At 64.1% G+C, this 25,889-nt stretch carries 19 protein-coding genes, 2 tRNA genes and 2 pseudogenes; 14 read left to right on the top strand and 9 right to left on the bottom strand.

What is annotated here, in order from left to right; genetic code table 11:
* Positions 1 to 2: 2 nt before the first annotated feature.
* From ACOOGH_RS01715 to ACOOGH_RS01700, 4 genes are read right to left on the bottom strand one after another with little or no spacing between them, the layout of a single operon-like run.
* Positions 3 to 2,453, bottom strand: coding sequence for a VirB4 family type IV secretion system protein (locus tag ACOOGH_RS01715; RefSeq protein WP_420447266.1), 2,451 nt, complete (start codon positions 2,451 to 2,453; stop codon positions 3 to 5).
* Complete coding sequence (locus ACOOGH_RS01710; protein ID WP_420447265.1) at positions 2,450 to 2,755, bottom strand: VirB3 family type IV secretion system protein; 306 nt, start codon at positions 2,753 to 2,755, stop codon at positions 2,450 to 2,452. Before ACOOGH_RS01710 ends, ACOOGH_RS01715 begins: the two co-directional genes overlap by 4 nt.
* Complete coding sequence (locus tag ACOOGH_RS01705) at positions 2,755 to 3,042, bottom strand: TrbC/VirB2 family protein (protein ID WP_420447264.1); 288 nt, start codon at positions 3,040 to 3,042, stop codon at positions 2,755 to 2,757. The genes ACOOGH_RS01710 and ACOOGH_RS01705 overlap by 1 nt, the downstream gene beginning before the upstream one ends.
* Positions 3,039 to 3,584, bottom strand: coding sequence for a helix-turn-helix transcriptional regulator (locus tag ACOOGH_RS01700; RefSeq protein WP_420447263.1), 546 nt, complete (start codon positions 3,582 to 3,584; stop codon positions 3,039 to 3,041). Before ACOOGH_RS01700 ends, ACOOGH_RS01705 begins: the two co-directional genes overlap by 4 nt.
* Before the next feature lie 380 nt (positions 3,585 to 3,964).
* On the opposite strand from ACOOGH_RS01700, the gene ACOOGH_RS01695 reads away from it, so the two are divergent.
* The 7 genes from ACOOGH_RS01695 to ACOOGH_RS01665 all read left to right on the top strand — a co-directional run bounded on the left by ACOOGH_RS01695 (position 3,965) and on the right by ACOOGH_RS01665 (position 12,363).
* Positions 3,965 to 4,690, top strand: coding sequence for a S24 family peptidase (locus ACOOGH_RS01695; RefSeq protein WP_420447262.1), 726 nt, complete (start codon positions 3,965 to 3,967; stop codon positions 4,688 to 4,690).
* A 159-nt stretch (positions 4,691 to 4,849) separates the two neighbouring features.
* Positions 4,850 to 5,551, top strand: coding sequence for a DNA-processing protein DprA (locus ACOOGH_RS01690; protein ID WP_420447261.1), 702 nt, complete (start codon positions 4,850 to 4,852; stop codon positions 5,549 to 5,551).
* Between the two features lie 331 nt (positions 5,552 to 5,882).
* A complete protein-coding gene (locus ACOOGH_RS01685) occupies positions 5,883 to 6,206 on the top strand; it encodes a hypothetical protein (protein WP_420447260.1) in 324 nt (107 codons plus the stop codon).
* Positions 6,207 to 6,324: 118 nt separating this feature from the next.
* Positions 6,325 to 7,809, top strand: coding sequence for a type I restriction-modification system subunit M (locus ACOOGH_RS01680; protein ID WP_420447259.1), 1,485 nt, complete (start codon positions 6,325 to 6,327; stop codon positions 7,807 to 7,809).
* Complete coding sequence (locus tag ACOOGH_RS01675) at positions 7,806 to 8,978, top strand: restriction endonuclease subunit S (protein WP_420447258.1); 1,173 nt, start codon at positions 7,806 to 7,808, stop codon at positions 8,976 to 8,978. The genes ACOOGH_RS01680 and ACOOGH_RS01675 overlap by 4 nt, the downstream gene beginning before the upstream one ends.
* Positions 8,979 to 8,984: 6 nt before the next feature.
* A complete protein-coding gene (locus ACOOGH_RS01670; protein ID WP_420447257.1) occupies positions 8,985 to 11,159 on the top strand; it encodes a DEAD/DEAH box helicase family protein in 2,175 nt (724 codons plus the stop codon).
* 169 nt (positions 11,160 to 11,328) lie between these two features.
* Entirely contained in the window at positions 11,329 to 12,363 is a 1,035-nt protein-coding gene (locus tag ACOOGH_RS01665) for a type I restriction-modification enzyme R subunit C-terminal domain-containing protein (RefSeq protein WP_420447256.1), read from the top strand.
* Positions 12,364 to 12,852: 489 nt separating this feature from the next.
* On the opposite strand, the pseudogene ACOOGH_RS01660 reads toward ACOOGH_RS01665, so the two are convergent.
* Positions 12,853 to 13,188 (bottom strand): annotated as a pseudogene (locus ACOOGH_RS01660) (ATPase); the annotation flags it as partial.
* Between the two features lie 157 nt (positions 13,189 to 13,345).
* Here ACOOGH_RS01660 and istA point away from each other — a divergent pair.
* The 3 genes and pseudogenes from istA to ACOOGH_RS01645 all read left to right on the top strand — a co-directional run bounded on the left by istA (position 13,346) and on the right by ACOOGH_RS01645 (position 16,520).
* On the top strand, positions 13,346 to 14,359 hold the full coding sequence (gene istA / locus ACOOGH_RS01655) for an IS21 family transposase (RefSeq protein WP_420447255.1): 1,014 nt from the start codon (positions 13,346 to 13,348) through the stop codon (positions 14,357 to 14,359).
* Entirely contained in the window at positions 14,356 to 15,165 is an 810-nt protein-coding gene (gene istB / locus ACOOGH_RS01650) for an IS21-like element helper ATPase IstB (RefSeq protein WP_420447254.1), read from the top strand. Before istA ends, istB begins: the two co-directional genes overlap by 4 nt.
* Before the next feature lie 175 nt (positions 15,166 to 15,340).
* Positions 15,341 to 16,520: pseudogene (locus ACOOGH_RS01645) on the top strand (IS3 family transposase).
* A 75-nt stretch (positions 16,521 to 16,595) separates the two neighbouring features.
* Here ACOOGH_RS01645 and ACOOGH_RS01640 read toward each other — a convergent pair.
* Both ACOOGH_RS01640 and ACOOGH_RS01635 read right to left on the bottom strand, forming a co-directional pair.
* Positions 16,596 to 18,365: an ATP-binding protein gene (locus ACOOGH_RS01640; RefSeq protein ID WP_420447253.1), complete on the bottom strand. Its 1,770-nt coding sequence runs from the start codon at positions 18,363 to 18,365 to the stop codon at positions 16,596 to 16,598.
* Positions 18,362 to 19,798, bottom strand: coding sequence for an SIR2 family protein (locus tag ACOOGH_RS01635; protein ID WP_420447252.1), 1,437 nt, complete (start codon positions 19,796 to 19,798; stop codon positions 18,362 to 18,364). Before ACOOGH_RS01635 ends, ACOOGH_RS01640 begins: the two co-directional genes overlap by 4 nt.
* A gap of 242 nt (positions 19,799 to 20,040) precedes the next feature.
* Here ACOOGH_RS01635 and ACOOGH_RS01630 point away from each other — a divergent pair, with 242 nt between their 5' ends.
* Positions 20,041 to 20,574, top strand: a complete 534-nt coding sequence (locus ACOOGH_RS01630) for an ATP-binding protein (RefSeq protein ID WP_420447251.1) — start codon at positions 20,041 to 20,043, stop codon at positions 20,572 to 20,574.
* A gap of 67 nt (positions 20,575 to 20,641) precedes the next feature.
* Here ACOOGH_RS01630 and ACOOGH_RS01625 read toward each other — a convergent pair whose 3' ends face one another.
* A complete protein-coding gene (locus ACOOGH_RS01625; protein WP_420447250.1) occupies positions 20,642 to 21,811 on the bottom strand; it encodes a PDDEXK nuclease domain-containing protein in 1,170 nt (389 codons plus the stop codon).
* Positions 21,808 to 22,404, bottom strand: coding sequence for a DUF3883 domain-containing protein (locus ACOOGH_RS01620; protein ID WP_420447249.1), 597 nt, complete (start codon positions 22,402 to 22,404; stop codon positions 21,808 to 21,810). Before ACOOGH_RS01620 ends, ACOOGH_RS01625 begins: the two co-directional genes overlap by 4 nt.
* 366 nt (positions 22,405 to 22,770) lie before the next feature.
* Here ACOOGH_RS01620 and ACOOGH_RS01615 point away from each other — a divergent pair, with 366 nt between their 5' ends.
* The 3 genes from ACOOGH_RS01615 (at position 22,771) to ACOOGH_RS01605 (ending at position 24,132) form a co-directional block, all read left to right on the top strand.
* A complete protein-coding gene (locus ACOOGH_RS01615; protein WP_420447248.1) occupies positions 22,771 to 23,295 on the top strand; it encodes a hypothetical protein in 525 nt (174 codons plus the stop codon).
* A gap of 335 nt (positions 23,296 to 23,630) precedes the next feature.
* A tRNA-Ile gene (locus tag ACOOGH_RS01610) sits at positions 23,631 to 23,773 on the top strand.
* A gap of 284 nt (positions 23,774 to 24,057) precedes the next feature.
* A tRNA-Ile gene (locus tag ACOOGH_RS01605) sits at positions 24,058 to 24,132 on the top strand.
* The last annotated feature ends 1,757 nt before the right edge of the window (positions 24,133 to 25,889 follow it).

The raw sequence follows: 25,889 nt of genomic DNA, 5'->3' as shown, positions 1-25,889 counted from the left end.
TGTCAGGTCCCTTTCGTTTTGGGGGTGGTGTGGGATGGGTTCGGCCGGGCGAGCACTTCGAGCCCCCGGACCAGGCCGTGGCTCGCCACGGCTTCGGCGCGCCTCTCGGCGTCGAGGGGCGAGGAGGTGTAGAGCCAGTAGCTCTCGGGATCGACTTCGAGACGGAGCACCGCCGCCTCGTCCGGGCGGCGGAGATAGAGTTCCCGCTTGGGCGTAAGCTCCCGGACCTGGGCCACCTCCGACTCGTTCAGCCGGAAGAGCGCCCCGGCCTCGTTCGGCAACTCGGGGTTGGCGAGGAAGAGCTTGGTCGGGATCGATTCGAGGAGCGCCGACGCGCCCGGCGTCCCGGTCACGTCCACGGCGGACTGGGTGGCAAGCACGAGCGCGGCGTTCTTCTTGCGCCACGTTTTCGCTGCCTCGGCCAGGTAGTTCAGCACGGCGGGGTCCTGCATGTACCGCCACGCCTCGTCCACCACCATCAGCTTGAGACGCGCGGTCTCGGCCGGGTTCTCGATCTCCAGGCGCATGCGTTCCAGGAGGTACGAAAGCGCCGCCTCGCACAGGTCCGCGTGCTCCGCCGCGCCCGCCAGGTCGATCACCTGCCAGTCGCGGAACTCAAGGTCCGTTCCTCCGTCGGGCGCGTTGTCGAGGAACGCACCCCAGGCACCGCCCTCCGTCCAGCGGCTCAGCGCGGGCCACATTGCGACCGGCAGCGAACCGGCCAGCACGCTCAGCGTCCGGCGCTCAGGACCCAGCGCGTAGAGGTCCTCGATCCGCGCGCGGATCTCGCTCGTGTCCGACCCGTCGGCCTCGTAGCCTCCGAGCTTCAGGAGCCGGAGCACCCAGCCGGTCAGGAACTGGAACGTCCTTGTGCTAGCGGGCAGAGCGAAGGGCTGTAGCCGGAGCGTCGGTTCCGCCTCGCCGGGCGCGAGTTCGAGATACCGGCCACCGAGGAACCGGGTCAGCCAGCGGTAGGAGCCGCCCAGGTCCAGGATCAGGATGCGGGGGTCGTACTTGAGCGCCTCGACGAGCAGGAAGTTCAGCGCGAAACTCTTGCCCGCACCCGTCGCGCCCAGGATCAGCGTGTGGCCCACGTCACCCGCGAACAGGTCGTAGCGATACGCGGTGCGCCACGGCGTCTCGAACACCGCCAGCGGCTCGCGGTCCAGATGGCGGCTCGTTCGGTTCCCCTTGGGCGGTCCGAACACGGGCGCAAGGCACGCCGCGACGCCCGCCGACACGAACATCTTGCGCACCTGCCGCTTGCGCGGCTGGGCCGGGAGCCGGGCGAACCACGCGGGAAGCTGGCCGTGGCCCTCCCGGATGACCTTGGCGTCGTGCGCGGCGAACAGACGGCGCACGTCGCCGTCCAGCCGCTCGATCTCTTCGAGCTCGCCATGGAGCGCGACGGTGAGCGACGCCTCGCCGTAGGCCACCCCATCGGCTTCGAGTTCGACCAGCGCGTTGCCCAGCCGGTCCGACTCGGCGGCCGCCGCCGAATCGACCATCGCCGCCGCCGTGCCCTGCGCGTCCTGCGCATGCGCCATCATCGAGTAGCGCCGCGCGAAGTAGTGGCGTTGCGCGCTTCGGATCCGCCTCCGCGCCGCTTCGACCGTCCACGGCCGCCATTCGAGCGAGACCGTTAGGGTCGCGTCGATGCAGTAGAGGTCCTTCAGTAGGTTCGCGTGCGCCTGCCCCGGCGGTGAGAGGAGCGAGTACAGGATCACCGGCTCGCCGTCGAGTTTCAGGTGGGAGCGCTCGGCCTCAAGCTCAGAGATCGCGAGCCGCCAGTTCATGCCGCTGCCCGTCGCACCGTCCCAGAACGTGCCGGGCTTGTTCGTCAACTCGGAAAGGAGGCCGGACGCCTCGTGCGCTCCGAGCATCTCGACCGGCGTGTGCTCGGCCACGAGCGAGCGGCCCGCGTCGATCATCGACCGGAACCGGTCCGCAGCCGCCTCGATCTCCGAAGCGAGGTAGGTCGTTCCCGTCTTGGTGCCGCGCTTCCGAAGTCGCTTGAGCCGCGACAGCGGTCCCCGCCGCGAACCCTCGGCGACGGAGCGTAGGCCGGGATCCTGAGACCAGACGACGTATGCGTCGAGGCACTGCACGCGTTCGGCCAAGAAGGCACGCCTCTTGCGCCCCGAGACGGACGCAACGTCGGAACCGCCTTCCACATCCGCGCCCATCACGGGCGCCGGGCGCCGGAGCAGGTGGAATTGAATCCGCGTGCCGGGACCGAGACCCGAGAGCAACCTCTGCCAGAGTCCCAGCACGCGGTCGATCTGTTCGGGCGTCCTCCCATCGGTCACGGCGGGCCGGATCCGGCCCGCCGCCACCAGTTCGCCCGCACGGGTCAGGCAGCTTTGGCCATCGTCGAGCCAACCCCAGTAGGGCAGCTCCTCGGCCAGCGAACCCGCCGCTTCGTAGGCCCGGAGTTCGTCGGCGACCCTCACCGGGAACCCCCGCGGACCACGAGGTGCCACGGCTCGTCCGCCCACTTGCCCGGATCGTACCGGGCCGGATAACGCGCCGCGGCCCGGAGCACCGCCAGCATCGCCGGATCCCTTCGGCCCGCCAGCCAGCCCGCGCCGTAACAGACCGCGAACACCAAGCCGCCCGCCACGAGGGAGGCCGTCGCGTTCCACACCGCGACGGAGAGCGTCGCGCCCAGCAGGAACAGCCGCCGCTCGACGCCCAGCACCGTCAGCGGACGGTTCAGCGCCGCGTAGCCCGGCCAGCGCCTGAGGCCCCGCATCAGAAGAGCCAGGCCAGGAAGTTCACCGCGCCCACGGCCATCCCGATCCCGAAGATGATCCCGGCCAGCGTGCGCTTGCTGCCGCCCTCGCCGAACGCGAACATCAGCCCGCCTACCACGATCGCGATCAGCGACAGCCCACGCGCGATCGGCCCCGTGAACTGCGTCTCGAGCTCGGCCACCGCATCCACCCACGGGCTCGTGCCCTGCGCCAGCAGCGCGCCGGGCGCCAGCATTAGCAGCGCGGCCCACACGGCCGCCCGCGTCGTTCTCATCAGCTTCTTCATTCCGTTCTCTCCCTCTTGGGGTTCGGTCGGGCGCCGCCTCGCGCGACGCCCCGTGTGTTCGCGATTCGCTCGCGCATCCACTCCTCGACCTCGGCCTCGATCCAGCCCACCGCGCGTCCACCCAGAGAGACCGGTTGCGGGAAGGTCCCCGCGGCCATCCGGGCGTAGATCGTCGGCCGCGCCAGACCCGTCCGGGCCTCCACCTCCGGAAGCCGCAGGAAACGGATCGGCGCTCTCGTTCCCGATTCCATCGATTGCTCGCTCCTCACTCCGCTCCGCTTCGTTCTCCTCGTCCGCGACGAGAGCGCTCGGCGCCTGCGGCGGCGGGGCGGAGCCCGGGCGCCGCCCGAATCCCTTTCGTGACGGTTGATGAACGCCAGCACCTGGTCCGCGATCCTGAGCGACGGCGAGCGCCCCTGCGCGATCTCGCGCATCAGGTTCGGGTCGCCCACCGCCTTCAAGCCGAGGGTCGTCGCTCCCATTCCGGTTTCCTCGAGGAATCCGCTCACCCGGGAGTTGAAGTACCGCTCCAGAGTCTCCATGGCCGAACTGCTCCCGCGTCTTCATGGCCAAAACGGTGAAGAATTGCTCTCTAGGAAGACAACCGTAGGGAAATCCCTAATTGTCTCGTAACGTCTATGGACGTCTCGTAAGGGGGTGAGCCCGGTGGATCGCGGCGCCAGTGGGGTGGAAACACCCCCGTTGGGTGCTCGCGGGAGGTCGCGGCGGCGGTAGGTGGGGACCAAGCCGGGAGGCCGGGTCCGATCATCCGGTTGGCGTGGCGCGGACCTGTCTTGAGGGACCGGTCAAGTGAAGACGGTGCGCCATGGACGCGTTCCACCGCCTTACCCAGCGCAGCCGGGTTCCATCGGTGTCCCGCCCGGCTTGCGAAACCGGCCGGAAGCGGGATTATTTCAGCCCCATGGGACGCAAGAAAAAAGGACCCACCGCGCGGCTCGATCCGGTGCGCAAGCGGCTGCTCAGGCTGCTGGCGGCGAAGGGCTCGAACCTGCGCACCGCCTCGGTCGCCATGGGCCGCAACGACGCCTACCTGCAGCAGTTCATCCACAGGGGCACGCCGAAGGTTCTCGCCGAGGACGACCGCGAGATCCTGGCCGAGCACTTGGGCTGCCGACCCGAGCTCCTCAAGCACGGCCGGAGTTTCCGGCTCTCGGCGAACGCCACGCGGCCTTCGCCGCCCAACGACGCCTACGCTGCGCCGATCGGCTACAGCGCCGTGCCGGAGGCGGATCTCAGAGAGGAGCCGGACGCGGAGGAAGCCTGGCGCGGCGAGCTGCGGGTGACCGGAGATGCGTGGATGTTCGCCGATGCGTTCATCCGCCACCGGCTCCGGGCCGATCCCGGCGACCTGTGGATGGTCGAGGTGGACGGGGACTCGATGGAACCGCTGCTCTCAAGCGGCGACCACATCATGATCGACGTGAGCCGGACGGTGCCCGCGCCGCCGGGGATCTTCGTGATCTGGGACGGCATCGCGCTCGTCGCCAAGCGGATCGCGCACGTGGCGCACTCCGAGCCGCTCCGCGTAGTGCTCAAGTCAATCAATCCCGAGTACGACAGCTACGAGCGGCCGGCCGAGGAGGTCCGCGTCGTCGGACGGGCGGTCTGGATGTCGAAACGGTTGTAGGGGCTGGCGGGCGTCCCTCGTAGGATTCGGCGCGAGCGGGAGGACGCTATATTGCATCATCGATTCCTGACGCGGAGAACGTAGCCATGAAGATCCAGCTCGTGGACGCCCGCCGAGCCGATTCATCAGCGGGCGGAGCTTGAAATGGGAGCGGCGACAGTGAAGCAGCCAAAGACTGTGGTGCCCGACGATGTCCTAGGACCTCTCAACGAGTTCGAGCTGAAGGCCGCCCCGCGCCAGCTGTTCCTGCGGGGCGATGCGTCGCTGCTGGAGGGCGGCCCTCGAATCGCCGTGGTGGGATCCCGGCGCGCGTCGTCCGAGGGCTTGGAATTGGCCCGACGGATCACCGAGATGCTGGTGTCGCGCGGTGTAACCGTGGTGAGCGGGCTCGCGTTGGGGATCGACACCGTGGCCCATGAGACGGCGATGACCAATGGCGGCAGGACGGTGGGCGTACTGGGCACATCGCTGGATCGGTACGCGGTACCGCGAAACCGGGGCCTCCAGGACGCGATCGGAGAGCGGCATCTGCTGGTGTCGCAGTTTCCCAGCGGTCAGACTCCGCACCGGTCGAACTTCCCCTTGCGCAACAAGACCATGGCTCTTCTGTCGGATGCCACGCTGATCGTCGAGGCGGCCACCAACAGCGGGACGAGGCACCAGGGCTGGGAGGCGATCAGGCTTGGGCGGCCCGTGCTCTTTCCCACACGGTCACTCGAGAGGCAGTCGCCGGACTGGGCCAACGAGATGATTCGCTATGGGGCCTTCGGCTTCGATGCAAGGACGCTTCCGCTGGTCCTCGACGATCTCCCCTCCCGATGCGTCGGGTCGGCGGCGCGTGCGGATGACCTACCGTTCTGAAGGTGTTCCGTTCGGGTCCGTGGCCGCGTACCGTCCCGGTCGGCCTCGCTCCGGTGACACAGCCATGACCCGACAAGGTTGGGAGCTCGTCATGGACCTAAAGTTCTCCGATCCCGTGAGAATCAAGAACATTGCTGCGTGGATGGCGTCCGATCACGGTCGAGATCTGTTCCCCACCTATTTCGGCTCCGATGTCGCGCTCGTTCCGGCACCCGGTCATGCCCCTCGGGCAAGGGGAGGCAAACCGCGGTCAACGACCGTCGAACTCGTGCGGTCCATGGAAGCGGAGGGGCTTGGAAGACGAAAGGAATGGCTTCACCGGATGGAAAAGGTGCCGAAGTCCGCATGGTCCCGTGGAGACCGGCCGACGCAGGAACGCCACCACGCAACGATCAGCCTCTCCGTACCGCCTCTCCTCGGGTTCGACTCCGTCGGCCGGATCACGGTCGTGGACGACGTGATAACCAGCGGCGCCACCCTCCACGCGTGCGTTCTCCGAATGGAGGAAGCGTTCCCATCCGCGCAGATCGCAGGCTTCGCCGTCGTCCGCACGATCTCCGGAGTGACACAACTCCCAGCGGCCTTCGCCCCCGTTCGGGAAGGCGAGGGACAAGTCGTCCTCAACGCCGATGGCAGCACACAGCGCACGCCATGAGCGCCCTCGACCGATGCCTACGGAAAGCGTACGCTACGGTCCCAGGTCGCCTACTTCGGGCGACGGGGCTGACCCGGAGCCCGCACAGACCGACCCGCCGCCGAGGCCATTCAAGACCATGATCACAGGCGAACTCAAGGCCACAGTAGACAGCATCTGGAACACGATGTGGTCCGGGGGCATTTCGAACCCACTCTCAGTCATCGAGCAGCTGACCTACCTCCTCTTCATCAAGCGGCTCGATGAGCTGCACACGCTGAAGGCGAACAAGGCCGCACGCACCGGGAAGCCCATCGAGGAGCCAATCTTTTCTCCCGATCAGGACGCCATTCGCTGGTCTCGCTTCAGGGAGACTGCTCCCGAGAAGATGTTCGCGACCATGCGAGACGAGGTGTTCCCCTTCATGAAATCCCTGGGGCAGAGAGGGGAAGGCGATGCCCGAAGAGGCTCGACGTACGCACACCACATGAGGGACGCCCTCTTCATGATGCCCACGCCCCGCGTGCTGGCAAACGTGGTGGATCAACTTGACGGCATCGACATGGCCGACAGCGACACCAAGGGCGACCTTTACGAGTACATGCTCGGCAAGATTGCAACCGCCGGGCAGAACGGGCAGTTCCGCACCCCGCGTCACATCATCAAGCTGATGGTGGACATGGTCTCGCCGACGCCTGGGGATGTCATCTGCGATCCGGCCTGCGGCACGGCGGGCTTTCTTATCACCGCTGCCGAGTATCTGGTCGAGCACCATAGCGAGATCATCTACAAGGACACCGCCGCCCGCCGCCGTTTCAACGAAGACACGTTCCACGGCTACGATTTTGACAACACCATGCTTCGCATCGGCAGTATGAACATGTTGCTGCACGGCGCGGAGAATCCAGACATTCGCTACCGGGATTCGCTGGCGCAAGCCGACGACGACGATGCGGAGAAGTACTCCCTCATCCTCGCCAATCCACCCTTCGCCGGAAGCCTCGATTACGAGTCCACTGCCAAGGATCTGCAGCGGATCGCCAAGACAAAGAAGACCGAGTTGCTGTTCCTCGCGCTCTTTCTCCGCTTGCTCCAGCCAGGTGGACGCGCCGCGGTCATCGTGCCCGACGGCGTCCTCTTTGGATCGACCAAGGCGCATCGGACCCTGCGTACGATCTTGGTCGAGGAGCAGAAGCTCGACACTGTCATCTCAATGCCCTCCGGTGTCTTCAAGCCCTATTCCGGAGTTTCGACGGCCATCCTGCTCTTCACCAAGACCAACTCCGGCGGTACGGATCACGTCTGGTTCTACGATATGCAAGCGGACGGCTACTCGCTGGATGACAAGCGCACGCCGCAGCCGGAGAAGAGCGACCTTTGCGATATTCTCGCCCGCTGGCAGAACCGCGACGCGGAGCGCGAGCGGGCTCGGACGGATCAGAGTTTCCTTGTGCCGAAAGCCGAAGTTGCGGGCAACGACTACGATCTTTCGATCAACCGTTACAAGGAGATCCAGTACGAGGCAGTGGAATACGATCCGCCGATGGTGATTCTGGACCGGCTGGCCGTGCTGGAGGAAGAAATCGCGAAGGGGCGGAGAGAGTTGACGGGGATGCTCGGATGAAGTGGAACATGATCCCCCTGGGAGACATTGCTCTTCGCAGAGGGGGCTCTGTAGATCCCAAGAAGCACCAGGACGAAGTGTTCGAGCTCTATAGCATCCCCGCTTTCGATGCCGGTGCTCCTGAAGTAGTTCCTGGCTCTTCAATCGGCTCTTCAAAGAAGGCTGTCGAGCCGAACGACGTGATGATCTCGCGCATCGTGCCGCACATCCGTCGGGCGTGTGTCGTTAGACCAGCGAATCAACATCGTCAGATTGCATCGGGCGAATGGATCATTCTCCGGGATGAGCGCATTTGGCCAAACTTCCTGCGGTGGCTGTTGGTCGGAGATGTTTTTCACTCGGCTTTCATGCGGACGGTCTCGGGCGTTGGCGGGTCGCTCCTTAGGGCCAGACCTGCCGAGGTGTTCAAGATAAAGATCCCCCTTCCTCCCCTCGATGAGCAGCAGCGGATTGCGGGGATTCTGGATGCGGCGGACGCGTTGCGGGCAAAGCGCCGCGAGGCCATCGCTCAGCTCGATATTCTGCTCGAATCCACGTTCCTCGACATGTTCGGCGACCCGGTCACCAATCCGAAGGGGTGGCCACTGACCTCATTGCCCTCGATCTCGGAACTCAGGGACGGTCCCTTTGGCTCGAATCTGAAGACTTCTCACTATGTTGAGGGCGGCGTGAGGGTAATTCGGCTCCAGAACGTTGGGGTCGGCGAGATGCGGAATGACGACCTTGCCTTCATCTCCGAAGAGCACTTCGCCAGCCTGCCGCGCAATCACTGCCAGCCCGGCGACGTGATTATAGGGACTATGGGTGACCCTAATCTCCGTGCTTTCATCGTCCCTTTGACCCTAGCACGCGCAATCAACAAAGCCGATTGCATCCGAATGAGGGTTGACACGACAAGGGTGAACGCGGTCTACGCCTGTTGGCTCCTAAACAATCCACGCGTGGTGTCGATAGCCACAGGGCTGGTGCGAGGTCAGACGCGTGGCCGCATAAGCCTTGGACGCTTGAAGGAACTCCAAGTCCATCTTCCGCCGCTCGAACTTCAACACCGGTTCGCTGCCGTCGTCGCCGCCATCGAACAACAGAGAGCCAGCCAGCGTACCCACCTTGCGGAACTCGACTCCCTCTTCGCGTCCCTGCAGTCCCACGCCTTCAGGGGCGATCTCTGAGCCCCGATGAAGATCTCCGCGAACTTCGATTTCTTGAGGCAAGAATTCCACTACGTCGCGGAGAGTGCGAGCTACGCGGAGCGGCACGTCTACGGTGACCCTCGGGCTTCGTGCTTCCACGCCCGGCATGCCTTGGAACGGTTGGTCAAGCGCGTCTATAGAGTCGACAGGATACTCAGTCCACCGAGAGTCCAGAACCTCGAAAACTACCTCCAAGAGCCGGCGTTTCGAGCGTTGGTTCCCGAAGCCGTCCGGCAGAAAGCAGAATTCGTCCGGAAGGCGGGGAACGTCGCCGTGCACGGAAAGAAGACGCCGACACCGGAAACCGCTTTGGACGTGGTACGCGAGCTCTCGCACATCCTCTACTGGGCGGGTCGCACCTACCTGCGGAAGGGAGCGGAGAACCTGCGGGGAAGGATCTTTGACGAGTCCCTCATCCCCAGACCGGACACCCCGCAGACTCGGGCCAGTCTCGCCGAGTTGAAGGCCGTTACGGATCAGCGGGACGCAGCCGAGGACGCACGTGCGGAGCTGGAGGGTGAGGTGGAGGCGTTGCGGAAACGGCTCGCAGCTATCAAGGCAGAGAACGAGGCCGTCCCCGAGACCCATGACTGGAACGAAGAAAAGACCCGGCGCCTGCTGATTGACTTGGCGCTCCATCGAGCAGGTTGGCCGCTCGATCAGAAACACGACCGTGAATACGAAGTCACCGGGATGCCGAACGAGTCGGAGATCGGCTACGCGGACTACGTCCTGTGGGGAGACGATGGCAAGCCGCTGGCCGTGGTCGAGGCAAAGAAGACTACGGTGGATCCGAAGATGGGACGGCAACAGGCAAAACTCTACGCAGACTGCCTGCAGGTCATGCATGGGCAGCGGCCGGTCATCTTCTACACCAACGGCTACAGGACCCGCTTGTGGGACGACCTCTTCCATCCACCTCGCACAGTTGCCGGGTTCTACAAGAAGGACGAGCTGGCATCCCTGATCGTGCGCCGAACCCAGCGAGAGGCGTTGGATGTGGCGCGGGTAAGGGACCGGATCGTGGACCGCTATTACCAGAAGCGGGCAATCGGGAGCATCGCGGAACAGTTCGCATGTGCGAGGCGCAAGGCGCTCCTGGTGATGGCCACCGGAAGTGGCAAGACCCGGACAGCGATCGCGCTGGTGGATCTCCTGCAACGAGCGGAGTGGGTGAAGCGAACGCTGTTCCTGGCCGACCGACGGTCACTGGTGAAGCAGGCGGTGAATGCATTCAAGACACATCTGCCGGAATCGAGCCCGGTGAACCTGGTGACCGAGAAGGACAAGGTCGGTCGAGTTTACGCCTCCACGTATCAGACCATGATGGGATTGATCGACGAGTCGGAGGGCAACGAGGCCCGGTTCAGCGTCGGGCACTTTGACCTCGTGATCATCGACGAGGCGCACCGCTCCGTTTACCAGAAATACGGAGCGATCTTTCGCTATTTCGACTCGCTGCTCGTCGGGCTGACCGCGACACCACGAGAACAGGTGGATCGGAACACCTACGCGCTCTTCGATCTGGAGCCCGGCGTTCCCACGGATGCCTATGAGCTGGAGACCGCTGTCGCGGATGGTTTCCTCGTGCCGCCGCGCGTACAGCAGGTGGATCTGAGGTTTCCACGTGAGGGCATCGAATACGACGGCTTGAGCGAGGAGGAGAAGGAGCAGTGGGAGGGCCTCGATTGGGGCGACGACGTGAACCCCGACGCTCTTCCGGACAGAGTCAACGCGTCCGCGATCAATAGCTGGCTCTTCAACCAGGACACGGTGGACAAGGCGCTCCGGCACCTCATGGAGCACGGCCACAAGGCCAATGGCGGCGACCGACTGGCCAAGACCATTCTGTTCGCCCGCAACCACGAACACGCGGAGTTCGTCGAGAAACGGTTCAACCGGCACTACCCACAGCACGCGGGACACTTCGCGCGCGTCATCGACCATTACGCGGCGTACGCAGAGAGTCTTATCGACGACTTCTCCCAGAAGAACAAGGCTCCGCATCTAGCAATCTCGGTGGACATGCTCGACACAGGTATCGACGTGCCAGAGGTGGCCGAATCTGGTCTTCTTCAAACCGGTCTACTCGAAGATCAAGTTCTGGCAGATGATCGGACGTGGAACGCGGCTCTGCCCAGACCTTTTCGGACCGGATGAGGACAAGCAGGATTTTCGCGTCTTCGATTTCTGCTTCAACTTCGACTTCTTCCGCGAGAACCCGGATGGGATCGAGGCGGGTGGGGGAGTGCCGCTCGGCACCCGCCTCTTCCGCTCTCGCGTCCAACTCCTATCCCATGTCCAGACGACGCCTGCCCTGGACCCGAACATGAAAATGGTGGGCTCGCTGACCGACAGACTTCACGGCGAAGTGGCCGCGATGAACCGCGAGAACTTCATCGTGAGAATGCACCTTGAGGCGGTGAACCACTTCCGTGACCGGAGAGCGTGGGAGCAACTCAGCGACTCCGACGTTGAGACGCTGGAGTCGGAGGTCGCTGGACTTCCGAACGAGATCGAGCCGGACGACATCGAGTCACGACTGTTCGATCTCACCGCGCTACGTATGCAGCTTGCCTTGGCCGAAGGCGACGCCCCGGCATTCGAGAGTCGTCGCCGACGGGTCGTCGAGATCGCCATGCTGCTCGAAGAGAAGAACGCGATTCCCGCAGTTAAGGCTCAGCTCGGCTATCTGGCTGCCGTACAGGAGACCGGTTTCTGGGAAGGAATCGATCTCAGCGGCATCGAGGACCTGCGGCTACGGCTGCGGGTACTTGTCTCCTTCCTCGACAAGAAGAAGCGTAAGATCGTCTACACGGACTTCCAGGACGAGGTCGTGGGGGTTCGAAAAGAACCGGCGATCTACATGCCGAAGATGACCGGAGCTCAGTACGAGAAGAAGGTCAAGGAATACCTGCACAATCATCTCGATCACCTGGTCATCCACCGGCTGAGGACCAACCAACCGCTGACGGATGCCGACCTGAAAGGGCTGGAATCGACCTTGGCCGAGATCGGTGCAGAGGACGGGGACACGCTGCTGTCGGGGCTTCTGGCGCGCAGTGAGTCGCCATCGCTCGCTCACTTCGTAAGGAGCTTGGTGGGGTTGGATCGAACGGCTGCGCAGGCCGCGTTCTCAGGTTTTCTGGCCGACAGGAGTCTCACAGCCCCCCAGATCCGATTCATTGAAATGGTGATCGACCAGCTCAGCGCCCGAGGGGTCATTGAAGCCTCGGCGCTCTACGAGCCACCGTTCAGCAACCTCCATGCGGAGGGACCGGACGCGCTATTCGACGGTAACGCGGAGGTCATTGAGGGCGTTTTCGAGGTGCTCCGGCAGGTCAATTCAGGACTGGTTGCTTAGTCGGTTTCTTCGGTTCCACGCCGTGATTCGCTTCACCGGCGGCGTGTGTTCTACGATCCCTGCTCGGTGGCTCCAGAAGCCCGCAGGGTGCTTCACGCGAAAACCGTAGTCGTGGACGAGGAACGCGTGTTCATAATAACGTCTTCGAACTTCGCTGCGGCCGCTCAGGACCACAACATCGAACTGGGTCTGCACGTTTGGAATCAATCCCTGGCGCTCTGGGCGTGGTACGGACACCTCCAAAGGGCTCATCGACCGTGGGATGCTCAAGGCGTTGCCACAGGAGTGACACGGGTTGGCCTCACGCGGGCCAAGCATAGCGGGATGGGCACGGGTCGCAGGGGATACGACTCTTGTGCCGCCGCTTCCCCTGACTTACCGGCCGACACGCCCCGATTCTCCGACCTCCCAATGCTCCGGTAACCTCCCCAAGCCCCTCGACGCCAGACTCCGTCATCGCGGGATAGGGCTTGAGTGCGAGCACACTCTTTACGTCTCCCTGGTATCATCGCTGTCGTTGGCCGGGACCGCCTGCCAGTCTTCGGCGACCTTCTGCCAATCCGTCTTACGCAAGATGGGATCGCCCTCCTCGTCCGTACCGATCCATACCCCCCAGTACTCGGGATCGTCGGAACGCGGCTGTTGCGACTGGGGCAGGGTGTTCATCTTTACTAGGATCGGAAGCTCCGAGGCCCAACCAAGCAGGATCGCGCTCTGCGACGGCAACGACGGCAACTCACGCAGCAGCCCTCTTAGGTTGTCTGGAACGAGCCGGCGGACAAGCTCCTGGTCACGGTCGTTGCTGATACGGTGGAGAAGGTGTGTCGGTAGCGGGTGAAAAAGTGACAGGTATGGCGGCCGAAAAAGTGACACATCGGTCGTTCCCGTAAGGCCGGGTGGAGCAGCCGCTCCGTCCGGGAACGCAGAACTTGGCGTCTTCCACTTCGAGAGGGAGGCGCCGGTGATCGGATGGGAGCGACGCGTGCTTTTGCGACACTACCTGGACGAAGGACTGACGGTGACGGAGATCTCCCGCGAACTGGGGATCAGCCGTCAGACGATCTATCGCTGGATCAACGAGGGGGAGCTGGACCGGGACCTCGAGGAGGTCCGCTACGGTCCGCGGCCCCCGGTGCCCACGAAGCTGGATCCGTACAAGGCGATCGTGCGGGAGCGGCTTGAGGAGTATCCGGAACTGACGGCGGTCCGGCTGCTGGCGGAGATCCGTGCAGCGGGATACCCCGGCGGCTACACGCAGCTCAGGGAGTACGTCCGGAAGGTCCGGCCCCGTGCTCCGGCCGACCCTCTCGTGCGGTTCGAGACGGACCCGGGAGTGCAGGGCCAGGTGGACTTCGCCCACTTCCGCTTCCCGTGGGGCCGCCGCTACCTGCTTCTGGTCGTGCTCGGCTACTCGCGGCTGTTGTGGCTCCGGTTCTACCCGCGGCAGGACATGTCGACGCTGCTCAAGGGTCTGGAGGCGGCCTTCGGCTTCTTCGGAGGCGTGCCGCGGGAGCTCCTGTTCGACCAGATGAAGAGCGTGATCATCCGGGATCTGAGGGGCGAGGGCGGCCGCGTGACCGAGAACGCCGAGTTCCTCCGCTTCGCCGCACACTGGGGCTTCCGGCCCAGGGCCTGCCGGCCCTACCGGGCGAAGACGAAGGGGAAGGTCGAGCGCCCCATCGGCTACGTTCGCAAGAGCTTCACCTACGGTCGCAGCTTCGCCGGCGACGCGGACCTGAACGCGCAGGCCGAGTGGTGGCTCGGGAGCGTGGCCAACGTCCGGATCCACGGCACCACGCGAGAGCGGCCCGCCGAACGGTTCGAACGCGACGAGCGCCAAGTGCTCAGGCCGCTCGCCCACCGGCCCTACCACTCGCTCGCGCTGCCCGCCGAACGGGAGCCCGAGAAGGTTCGCCGGCTCGCCTCGGTGCCCCGGGTCACCATCGAACGGCGTCCCCTGGCCGAGTACGACCGCCTCGCCGCGGGGGTCTCGTGACGCCCGCCAAGCGGCCAAGCCGCCGCGACCGGATCCGTGCCCAGCTCGCCGACCTCAAGCTCCCCGGCGCGCTCGAGGCCCTCGACCCCATCCTCTCCAGCGTCGACGGAGGCCGCTTCACCGCCGCCGAGGCGATCGAGAAGCTCCTCGCCGCCCAGATCGACCTGCGCAACAACCGCAGGCTCCAGGCCGCCATGCGCGCCTCCCGGCTCCCAGCCGTGAAGACCCTGGCCGACTTCGACTTCAGCTTCCAGCCCTCGATCAAGCGCGAGCAGATCGACTCCCTGCACGAACTCTCCTTCCTCGACCGCAAGGAGAACGTCGTCTTCCTCGGGCCCCCGGGCGTCGGGAAGACCCATCTGGCCATCTCGCTCGCCGTCGCCACCGCCGAGCGCGGACGGCGCATCTACTACGGCGCCCTGGCCGACCTCATCACCTCTCTCGAGGAGGCACAGGCCGCAGGCCGACTCCAGCAACGGCTCAAGGTCCTCACCCACCCGGCCCTGTTGATCGTCGACGAGATCGGATACGTCCCCATCTCGCGCACCGGAGCCACGCTCTTCTTCCAACTCGTCAACCGGCGCTACGAGACCGGCTCCACCATCCTCACCTCCAACCAGAGCTTCGAGGAGTGGGGCCGCATCTTCGGCGACGAGGTCATGGCCACCGCACTGATCGACCGGCTGCTCCACCACTGCCACATCGTCAACATCCGCGGTAACAGCTACCGCATGAGGCAGCACGCCGATGTCTTCAACACCCTCCGCAACAACCCCTCGACCACGGAGGCCGAGACGTCACCTTGAGGCTCGTCCCCTCCGGCCGGGTGTCACATTTTCACCCGCCGCATGTGTCACATTTTCGCCCGCCGTTGACAAGGTGTGTGTTACACTGCGATAGCACCGTGGGAGAGAGATCGGACGTGGAGTTGCCCCGCTTTGACGGACACCTATCCATTGGGGTCAAGCAAGGAGGTGTCCTATGGCGGGCCGGCAGGGGCGGTATCCGTCCGAGTACAGGGAGCGGCTGGTGGAACTGGCGAGGAGCGGGCGTAGCGCCGCGTCACTCGCCCGGGAGTTCGATCCGTCGGAGCAGACGATCCGGAACTGGGTCCGGCGGGCGGACGTGGACGAGGGGTTCCGTAGCGACGGGCTGACGACGGAGGCGCGCAACGAACTGCGGCGCCTGGAGCGTGAGAACAAGCGGCTCAGGATGGAGCGGGACATCCTAAAAAAAGCCGCGGCCTGACCACCGCTGCGCGGCGGTGCCCCGCGCAGGAGAGCGGATCGATCCCCGGCGGGGGTACGCGTTCATGAAGGCGCACCGGGCCGAGTTTCCGCTTCGGGCCATGTGCCGGGTGCTGGGTCTCTCCCCCAGCGGCTACTACGACTGGCTCAAGCGTCCTGCCTCGGACCGCGCGCGGCGGGACGCGCAACTCGAGGCGCGGATCGGGGCGATCTGGACCGGGAGCGGCGAGACGTACGGCCGTCCGCGGATCCACGCGACGCTCAGGGCCGAGGGCGAGCGGGTGGGCCAGAAGCGCGTGGGGCGGCTGATGAGGGGCTTGGGGATCGAGGGCGCGACCAGGCGGCGTTTCAAGACGGCGACGACGAAGAGGGACACCGAGGCCCGGCCCGCGCCGGACCTGGTGAGGCGGGACTTCTCGGCCTCCGGGCCCGACGAGCTGTGGGTGGCCGACATCACGTATGTGCCCACTTGGGCGGGCTGGCTGTACCTGGCCGTTGTGCTCGACGTCTGGAGCCGTCGCGTCGTCGGCTGGGCCATGGCGACGCACATGCGGACCGAACTCGTCGAGGCCGCGCTGTCGATGGCCCTCGCGCGCCGTCGTCCCCGGGGGCGCATCGTCCATCACTCCGACAGGGGCTCGCAGTACACCTCGCTCGCCTTCGGGGAGCGCTGTCGCGAGTCGGGCATCGCCCAGTCCATGGGCTCGGCGGGCGATGCGTACGACAACGCCATGTGCGAGTCGTTCTTCGCGACGCTCGAGTGCGAGCTGATCTGGAAGCGCTCCTTCCGCACGGCGGACGAGGCGCGACGGGAGGTCTTCGGCTTCATCGAGGGCTTCTACAACACCCGGCGGCTGCACTCCGCACTCGGCTACGAGTCGCCGGCAGACTACGAGAGGAACCATGCGGCCTGAGGCGCACCGGCGGCGCGCACGGACGTCCTCTCCCGAGCGCCTGAGAGAGGCCGAAAGGAGAAGAGCCCGAGACGATCAACCACAGAAACTAACCGTCCGTGAAAGCGGGACAGCTCCAGACGGTCGTTGGGATGACAGCACAAGGCCAAGGCCAAATTTCCTCCCCTCGCGAGCGATGCGCTCGAAGACTTGGCAGCAGACGGTCGCCGCGTCTTGGTTTTCGACATCCTCCTTGTAACGCTTGATGAACGTGTGCGCCTCCTCCATCACCATCACCGTGGGGAGAGTGACACTATTCAGCTTTGCGTAGCGCTGCAGCGCCTCGAAGGTGATGCGAGCGATGACCGCAGTGACGACGTGAACGACTTCGGCAGGCACAAGAGACAGGTCGATTATCGAAACACATCCCTTATCGGCATTGTCCATTCCGATGTAGTTCTCCAGCCACTCGTCCAGTTTTATGTCGGCTGCATCTCCCACCACTGGTTTCATTCGAGTGTCTGTGAGTAGCGATCGGATTCGCAGGAGGAGAGTCTCGATGTACTCGGAGACATTCAGCATCTCGCCGGCTGCCTCGACACCTCGCAGTAAGGAAGCGCCATCAAAGGGGCGGGGAGTATCGACATCCGCGGGAATCACGTCTGCGTCTGTGCCGCCAAAGGCAGAATGGGCGCTGCTAGCGACTGCTAATAGATCGAGGATCTCTTGGCGAGTGAAGTCCTGATTGGCGTACAGAATCCGGCGAGGCACGCAGAGCGTTTCGATCTTGTCGACAAACGCTTGAAGTCTCTGCTGTTGGCTACCTGTGAAGGATCCAAGATCCGCATCCAACCCCACCTTCCACTTTTCCAGCTTTTCGAAAAATGCCTTTGGTCTTGGGAACGAGCCCCAAGGGCTGCCCGCGTTCTGCTCGATGCGGATGGTCATCACGAGCGTGCGGAGAAAGCGGCGCATCTCGTGGCTGGCATCCGGCGTTGGCTCTGTGTGACCGTCCCGAACGTGTCGAAGAGCGTACATCAGCGTCGGCCGCTGCGTTCTTGGGCTTGCCTGCGTAAATGAGCACCATTCCGCGCTGTTCCAAAACCACAGCGGTACCTTGAGTGCGATCTCGTCATCAGCGGGATTCACCTTGAAGATTCGGGCCTTGATCGTTTCGTCGCCGCCGAATGCCCGTGAATACTCTCCGTTAGGGTCGAGCACGATGAATCGGGCGTTGGGTCGCCCATCTCCGCGTGACAGCGCGGCCTGTTCGAGGCTCCATCGAATGAGCCCGGCAACGGAACAAGACTTGCCGCTGCCGGTGTTGCCAAGGACGGCGAGATGGCGCCCGAACAGCCGGTTCGGATCGACACGGACCTCCACGTCTCCGGCAAGCGGGCTTGTGCCGATCTTGACCCGCCGCCTTTCGCCGGATTCCACGATCGAGCGGAGCTGCGTTTCGGTCGGCAGGACGACTGCGGTGCCGACCGACGGCAACAAGTCAGCACCCCGGCGGAAGACGTGGGCCTCCTCATATTCTCCAGCTCGCAAGGTACCCAGCGGATTGAGGCGTAGCCTGCGCAGCGGGTATGGCAAATCTACGAGGCCGAAGTCCTGCATCCCACGACGCTTCGGGAATGGCGAGCGTTCTACCGTGATCCACTCCGTCTGGCCGACGAGAAATCCGTCGTCCACCGGGACCAATAGGTAGCCGTTGACTCGTGGGAAAGGCCTCAGACCACCCGTGTTCAGCGCAACGGACTCGGGCGCCTCGATATCGAGGGCGACCTTGATCTCGTCTGGAGAGACGAAGTCGACCGCACCGATCCGGAGACTTCCTGCATGTTCGAAGGGAGCTTCGCTCATCTGCCCGCGCCTGCTTCGTCCGCCGGAGCCGTGCCCGTTCTGTCGTCCTCACCCTGGGCTACGGTCCACCGAGTTTTCAGTAGCTCGGCCATTCGGAAGGTTGTGCGGTCGATCGCCGGCTTGGGCAGATAGTGGTCAACGAGCGCCTGGAGGTCGCCGAGGTGGTCGCCGATCAGGAGTGTGACCTGGGCGTGGCGGCCCAGCTTCTCGTAGGTGTCCATGATCCGGCGAAGAGGATCGCCGTAAGCGATGATCACAAGGTGCGTCGATGGAATGGTCAGCATGTCCTCGAGAACTCGATTGATGTGCTCGTCGCCAAATCCGTAGCCGTAGCAGACGACCGTGCTGTTCGGCCGGCAGATGGCCGCAGCGAAGTCCCGAAACAGCTCGACGTAAGGGTGCGCTGCTGTTTCCCGATCCTTGGCGGCGTTCGGGTAGATCATCAGCTGCATCGCATCAGCTCCTCTCAACCCCGCCCCTGTCAGGTAGGGGGTGGCGTCCTTGGCACCGAACGGCAGCCCGATCCGGCGAATCGTCCGACCGCAGTCCATCCAGTCAACCGAGCCGTGCAGCTTCGTGAATCGGGCAACGCCCTCCAGGTAGCGCGGCTCGCCTCGGATGCCGGGCGGGTTGTAGTGGAGGTCTACATTGAGGCGTGACGCACGGAACACCGGCGCCAACGTGCCCACGAACCGATCGATCAGCCGCAGCCCCGCCACATCCGAGGCAGCTTCCACATAGCGGTCATAGTTCGTCGTGAACAGATGCAGCCGCTCGCGCGTGCCGGACCGGCTCGCGAAGCTCATGAGGAAGCTGACGAGGTGATTGAACGCCCGCTCGCGTTTCTCGGCGGAAGCCGAGACGAGCTGTCGCTCTCCTTCGAGTATCGAGTGCGCGAATGAGCCCAAGGCGACCTTCAAGCCTCTTCGTACGCCCTCGATCTGCTCATGCTCTGGAGCAACGATCGGCTTCGTTGAAGCGATGATCTCAAGGCCGCGGAGCAACTCATTGGCAGCACGTACTTGGTCCTCGAAGTTCCCGATGTCGCGCCCTGCAAGCTCAGAAGCGCGCTTGGCGTCCGCCGCGATTTCCTCGTGCAATATGTCGAACCTGATCGCGCCCATCCCAGGAAGCACATCCTCCGTCGCGATTGCATGTGCGGCGTGCGTCAGGCCGGAACCAAGGAGTAGCGAAAGATGCTCGGACTGGACTAGCGCTGTAAGCCAGGGCTCGATCCTGGGACGCAGTTTCTCCGGGCCGAAGGGTTCGTTGGCACTTATCCAGGAGGACGTTGCGTCATTGGGTAGCTTGAACGGCTTGGTCGTCTCCTCAGCTCCGCCATTGCGCGCTGGGAAAACTGGGACCTGATCGTCGCGCGTCTTGAGAATCTGTCCGCCATCTCGAAGATGTCTCTGAGAATTGTCCAGCGTCACAGCTTGCCTCCTCTAGATCTTGCCCCGCAGCCCGTACTCCCCTCTCCACGGCCAGGACATCGGCCCGAATCTTCGCGAGAGTCCGCATCAGGCGGGGAATCATAAGAATAGCGGTTGAAGATCGTTCGGGCAGGCCGTCGAATTGACGGAACAGGAGGCGATGGTGCTCCCGTCCGCCGGACCAAGAAGGATAGCCGCTGGCGGTCACGGGAGCCGGGACCGGGTCACTCCGATGTGCCCGAGTGGCGAACGCCCTGTGCCACCGGGATAATGCGCTCGGCGGCGGTTCGGTTGGGCCCGCGGCGTACGACGACCGCCTCGAGGTCACCTCGACCGGGCCGTTGCATTTCGGCCTAACTCCGGCCGCGCTGTTCGGGCCGCACGAGTCGAGACCGTGGAACCCGCTGATTGCGCGCACGTTCTATCGGTGCGGCATCATTGAGGAGTGGGGCCGAGGAACGCTCAAGATGGCAGAGCTGGCGACATCCGCCGGATTGCCACGGTCGGAGATCGAGGAACGCGACGACTGTGTGACCGTGTGCTTCCGGCTTGGGCAGGCCGTGCCGTTGCGGCGCGCTCTGATCGAACGGCAAGGGGCGATGCTTGCCTTGGTGGATCAAGCGGACGACGGCTTGGCGCTGCGTAAGACCCGTGCCCAGTTAGCCCTGAGCGCCAGCGAACGTCAGGTGAAGAGGGCCTTGGCAGCGTTTGAAGACCCGCAGGCTGGCAGTGTCCGCGGGTCACGGTCGAACGGATCGGTGGAGACGTGCGCCTGAGTCCGTCGAGGACGAATGAGACCCCTGATGAGACCCCGGGTCTTATTGGGTTCTGTTTAGGGGGGTCCTATTGGGGGGGCTTACTCGTCGTTTCGGACCGCATTGGTCGAAGCGCCCTGGAGCTTGCCGATCCTTCGGCTGCGGAGGATCGGCCATCTGGAGCGTCGGATGGCGCACCCGCGACGAGCATCGTCCGCGTGCGTTCGATCTCCGAAGCGAGGAGTTCCTCGTCCGGCAACGTGGTCCGGTACTCGGCTGCCATGACCTTGTTGGGTAGGCCATCCAGCGCATACCGCGCAACGGCTGCATCCTTTTGAGCGCAGAGGATCAGTCCGACCGGGGGGTTCTCTTCCCGGCGGACCCAGTGCTCCCGGGCGTAGTTCAGGTAGAGGTGCATCTGCCCGGCATCCGCATGGGTGAACTTGCCGATCTTCAGGTCGATGACCACGAGGCACCGCAGGCGGCGGTGAAAGAACAGCAGATCGACGCGATACCACTCGTCGCCGATGCGCAGCCGCCGTTGCCGCGCGATGAAGCAGAAGTCCCCGCCCAGCTCCAGGAGGAAGGCTTCAAGGTGGCGGATCAGTGCCTCCTCAAGATCGGTCTCGGAGTACTCGTCCTTCAGATCGAGGAATTCGAGAACGAACGGGTCCTTGATCTCTTCCTCCGGCAGAATACCGTCCCCGGGACGCGCCTCGCCGCCCTCGGCGAGCAGTGCGGCCTTGTTCCTCGAAAGCGCGGTCCGCTCGTAGAACTGGCTGTTGATCTGGCGGTTCAGCTGGCGGACGGTCCAGCCTCCGCAAAGCGCTTCAGCCTCATAGAAGGTTCGGGCGCGCTCGTTCTGGACCGAGAGCAGCCGAACATAGGCGGACCACGGGAGCGGAAAACGTGACCGGATGGCATCCAGCAGAGATTCTGCAGACGGTGTCTGCACAATTGGCCAAGCGAGGTAGAACGCGCGCATGAGCCAGACGTTACGGACCGAGAAGCCCCTGCCGTACCGCGCCGAGAGGTCGGCCGCGAGCCGCTCGACGGTCTCCTTGCCGTACTCCGCCCGGCTCCTCCCCTCCTGTTCGAGTTCGGCGATCTGCCGTCCGATCAGCCAGTACGCGGCGGTCATCGCCGCGTTCACGGAACGGGCCGCCGACCGCCGGGCGGCCTCAACGATCTCGGAGACCTCGCCAAAGATCGCCTCGTACCTGGCAGCCTCCCCGGTGGATGGCACGGGCTTCTTCATGCCGGCGAGCCGCCGTCCGGGTCATCGCCGCCTGCCGCAGGCATCGGCCCGGTCATTGCCGTCACGTCCATCCAGTAGTGCTGAACCTTCTTCACCTCGTGCCACGGGAAGCGGGCGGGATCCCGGATCGGCTCCTGCAACTCCGGGGCGCTCGCACAGTTCGTCACCACATACAGCCAGTAGCAGTCGCGGCGGTCCTCGGCCACGCGCCGCTCGTTCGGCGTAAGCAGGATGCTCCCCCCAGGCGCGGCGAGCCCCTTCATCTCGATCAGCCGCAACTCGCCGGTCTGGAGATCGAGGCTGGTCACATCGTAGCCCAGATTCTCCTTGTGGACATCGTAGACCTTCCGTCCCTTCGCTTCCTCGTGCTCCATCGCCACCCGCATGGCCGTCATTTCGGTCTCGGGGTGCGGGCGTATCCGGCGGAGATCGAGCACATCGCTCTCGGGGGGCGGCAGCACCAGCGCGCTCGCGAGTCGCTCCACCCCTTGCAGGGTGACCGCCCGCTGGCGCTCCAGCTCTACCAGCATCGGTTCGCTGAACGAGGGTCCGGTCAGTATCTGGCCTTCGCGGAGTTGGATCTTGGGTGGCACCAGCGGTTCCTTCGATTCGTGTGAAGATGTTTCCGGACCGTCCAGTGATCGCGGCGCACTTCGGCACGCCGCGAGCCGGACCAAAGGTAGTCCCCCGGTGCGCGAATGACACGGACTCCGGGCCAACGGTCGAGGATGCGGGTCTGGGGTTGGCCACGCCGATCGGCCTTCTTCAGCCAGCAAGCCTACCGAGAGGTGCGCTCTCTGGAAGATCAAGAGGCACCCATGGCGCGCCACGGGACGTCCCAAGCTGCTACGTTTGGAGTTCTGCGGCCCGGCAATCATGGTCCGACGCGGCTGTCGGAAGACCGCCGGAGAATCCAGAGGCACAGTATGGAACAAGAAATCAACATCGGACCGACCTGGATGATCCTGCTCGCCGTGGTGCTGGCGGTCGTCATCTTTCTGGCGGGTGATTCCCTGACGCCGGTCAACGTAGCGGTAGACGGAAACCCGTTCCTAAGGGCGTTCGGCCAGCTGGGAATCCTCTACATCATCGCCCTGTTTGTGGAGCGCTCACTTGAGGTTCTCATCAAGGCATGGCGGCAAGGCGGGAAATCCCGCCTCGAGGAGGAGAAAGTGCAAGCGGCGGAAGAAGGTAGGGCGGCGGCCGACAGCAAGTTGCAGGAATACAGGGCAGGCACCCAGAAGCGCGCACTCCTCCTCGGTTTGACGTTCGGATTCATGGTATCTCTGTCTGGAGTCCGGCTTCTCGGCACGATCTTCGAGCTCGGCGGAGGCACTCCGCCGCTCCAGCAAGCTGTGTTCCAGTTCACGGATGTCGTGTTGACAGCGGGGCTGATCGGCGGCGGATCGGCGACCATCCACGAATTGATGGCGCTCATCGACGATTTCCTGAAGATCAGCCGAAGAAGCGTGAAGGGGTCGTGAACGCTGGAACAGCTTACGTCGATTGGCCTTCTCTGGTGCCCCAAACGGTATCGGACGATGCTTGGGGATTCCCGCCATTCGATTAGGGATTCCCCGCCATCGCGACTCGATGGAATTCGATATCTCGCAACGGCAAGAATGGCAGATCGTGCAGTCCCAGTTTGACTTACGTGATTCCTTGCCGTGATTCGAGGCTTTGGCAGTCTGCGCTACCAGAGGGCCGACGAGGACCAGCTCAGGAAGGCCCTTGGGCATCGGCGGAGAGTTCGTTCCCAGCTCAATTAGCGGGAGTCAATTAGCTGGAACTTCACCTCGAAATCTCGTAACTTCAGTTGGGGCCTGTAGCTCAGTTGGTTAGAGCGCACGCCTGATAAGCGTGAGGTCGGTGCTTCGCCAACCGAGCGCCCCGCTGGGCGCGAGCTCGGTGAAGCAGCGGCCTCGGCAGAGGACGGTGCTACACCAACTCTACCCGGGCCCACGCTCCCCGGTCATCAAGCCTCGACCGGCTCTCTCTCTGGCCCAATGTGTAGCACCCCCACGGCCGGGAACGGGCCCTCCGATGGTTAGGGTCGTCATGGTCGACCTGCGGGTGGCAACTGTCGATTGCGATCGAGAATGACACCCGATGGGAGATGACGAGCCCAAGAGCAGAATCCCCGGCGCCTAGGAAACTTGAACGCGCCGCGCCGTATCCTTAGGATGGACCCCGCCCGGCGCCCGACCCTCCCTCAGCACGGAACGGTCGCGCGCCGGTCTTCTTCGGGGCCCGTAGCTCAGCCTGGTTAGAGCGCACGCCTGATAAGCGTGAGGTCGGTAGTTCAAATCTACCCGGGCCCATACCTCCTTTCACGGGATCCAACCCTTCGCCCCAGCCCCTAACTCGACCGACCTCACGGACGGCCAAGTCGCCTCGGTGGTTCAACCGAGCGCCCCGCTGGGCGCGAGCTCGGTGAAGCAGCGGCCCTGGAAGGGACGGTGCTTCACCAACTCTACCCGGGCCCATGCTCCCCGGCCGCGAAGCCTTGATCTTTTCCCTCGGACCCGTTGTTGAGCGACCTCATGGACGATCCGCCGCCAGGTGGTGCCACCGAGCGCTCCTCGGGGAGCGACCTCGGCGAAGCAGCAGCCCCGGCAGGGGACGGCGCTAAACCAACTTCCCTGGGCCCAGCGACGGCGGAGGGTGAGACGAAGTGCGGCCCCACGTACGGCCGAGAGCGGCCCGCGGACCCTTCAAGCGGAAATGGCCGCCGTAGCATTTCGGGCCGCGACGTCCTACCGGCCGCCGGCCATCCCGCGCTCACGGCCAACATGGCCGTCTCGGTGACGAGGTCGTGACCGCTGTGACCCTTCCTGCTCGTCTTCACCCGACGTGTGACACCTTGCGATGCCCCATTGACAGCCCCTTCCCCGAGAGCTCCCGGTCCTCCTCACAACGGGGCTCCGGCCCAACCCTTGAGGCCGCCCGTCGAGCCCGCTACCATCTCCGCGTCAACTTGCTGGCCAACGACCGTCACGAGACTTCCAGATTCCAACCCCGCGCCTTGCCTATTCTCCACGCCTATGGATAAGCCGACAGCAGTTCAATCAACCACAGGTGTCGATGAGGGAGACACACCGGCACGGGTTCTAAGGCATCTGCTAACCCATGGTTTCTTTCCTCGGGAGGTCCCGCAGTGTTTCGTGATCAACTCCTTCGGCGATACACCGATTGACGCAGACCTCCCGAGCGAGATGACAAGACACAATACACTCCGGCGTCCCCTTGCACGTCACAACCTCGCGGGAGTTGGTCGGCTGCGGCGTCCGCTGGCCGTACCCCACCCAGCGATATACTTCGCACTATGCCGCGAGGTCGCGCTCAACTGGGAGGGCCTGACAAACCTCATGAAGCGGAGCCAGCTCTCGGTATCGCGACCAACGCTACGCGAAGACGGGGACGCGGATCCGGCAATAGCTCGTGAGTACAAACTGTCTGACTACCCGAAGCTGAGGGCTCACCACCGCCGGAACGCAGCGTATTTGTTGTACGCGGATGTTCAGCGCTGCTATCCATCGATCTACACGCACTCAATCGCGTGGGCTATCGAAGGCAGAGCCAAGGTGAAGACTAATTTGCGGAAGCCGCGTAGGACGCGAGAGGATCTCGTTGGTGATAGACTAGATTTTCTCTCCAGGCGAATGCAGGACGGGCAATCCGTGGGCATCCCGATCGGCCCGGCAACGTCGCATGTCTTGGCCGAAGTTGTCTTGAGTGCAGTGGACGTCCGTTTCCAACAAGCCATGGGAGAACCACTGCAGGGCTTCCGGGCCGTAGATGACTACGAGCTTGCTTTTGTGTCTCGCTCTGCTGCCGAGAAGGCCTTGGCCGAGCTTCAATCCACTCTACTCAAGTATGAACTTCAGTTGAACGAGCGAAAGACGCGCGTCGTCAAGCTTCCCGATGTGCTTCAAGACGCGTGGACGAATACGCTCAGGAGCGTTGGAGCAGATGACCTGCTCGCGTTGTTTAGCCGAGCGTTTGAACTCGTGCACCAGCACCCAGACAAGAGCGTCTTGCGTTACGCGATCTCCATCGTCCACGGTGTGGATATCCA

Origin of the sequence: Candidatus Palauibacter sp., from assembly GCF_965213655.1 — a bacterium.
Classification (GTDB): domain Bacteria; phylum Gemmatimonadota; class Gemmatimonadetes; order Palauibacterales; family Palauibacteraceae; genus Palauibacter.
Note: the sequence above shows the minus strand (reverse complement) of the source record. Positions and strands in the feature narration are given on the sequence as shown.

Excerpts from the sequence above, each read along its gene's own strand:
- ACOOGH_RS01705 (WP_420447264.1), bottom strand. The coding sequence starts at position 3,042 with ATGAAGAAGCTGATGAGAACGACGCGGGCGGCCGTGTGGGCCGCGCTG.
- ACOOGH_RS01665 (WP_420447256.1), top strand. The coding sequence starts at position 11,329 with ATGAAAATGGTGGGCTCGCTGACCGACAGACTTCACGGCGAAGTGGCC.
- ACOOGH_RS01640 (WP_420447253.1), bottom strand. The coding sequence starts at position 18,365 with ATGAGCGAAGCTCCCTTCGAACATGCAGGAAGTCTCCGGATCGGTGCG.
- ACOOGH_RS01625 (WP_420447250.1), bottom strand. The coding sequence starts at position 21,811 with ATGAAGAAGCCCGTGCCATCCACCGGGGAGGCTGCCAGGTACGAGGCG.
- ACOOGH_RS01615 (WP_420447248.1), top strand. The coding sequence starts at position 22,771 with ATGATCCTGCTCGCCGTGGTGCTGGCGGTCGTCATCTTTCTGGCGGGT.
- ACOOGH_RS01695 (WP_420447262.1), top strand. The coding sequence starts at position 3,965 with ATGGGACGCAAGAAAAAAGGACCCACCGCGCGGCTCGATCCGGTGCGC.
- ACOOGH_RS01700 (WP_420447263.1), bottom strand. The coding sequence starts at position 3,584 with ATGGAGACTCTGGAGCGGTACTTCAACTCCCGGGTGAGCGGATTCCTC.
- ACOOGH_RS01710 (WP_420447265.1), bottom strand. The coding sequence starts at position 2,755 with ATGCGGGGCCTCAGGCGCTGGCCGGGCTACGCGGCGCTGAACCGTCCG.
- ACOOGH_RS01670 (WP_420447257.1), top strand. The coding sequence starts at position 8,985 with ATGAAGATCTCCGCGAACTTCGATTTCTTGAGGCAAGAATTCCACTAC.
- ACOOGH_RS01680 (WP_420447259.1), top strand. The coding sequence starts at position 6,325 with ATGATCACAGGCGAACTCAAGGCCACAGTAGACAGCATCTGGAACACG.
- ACOOGH_RS01675 (WP_420447258.1), top strand. The coding sequence starts at position 7,806 with ATGAAGTGGAACATGATCCCCCTGGGAGACATTGCTCTTCGCAGAGGG.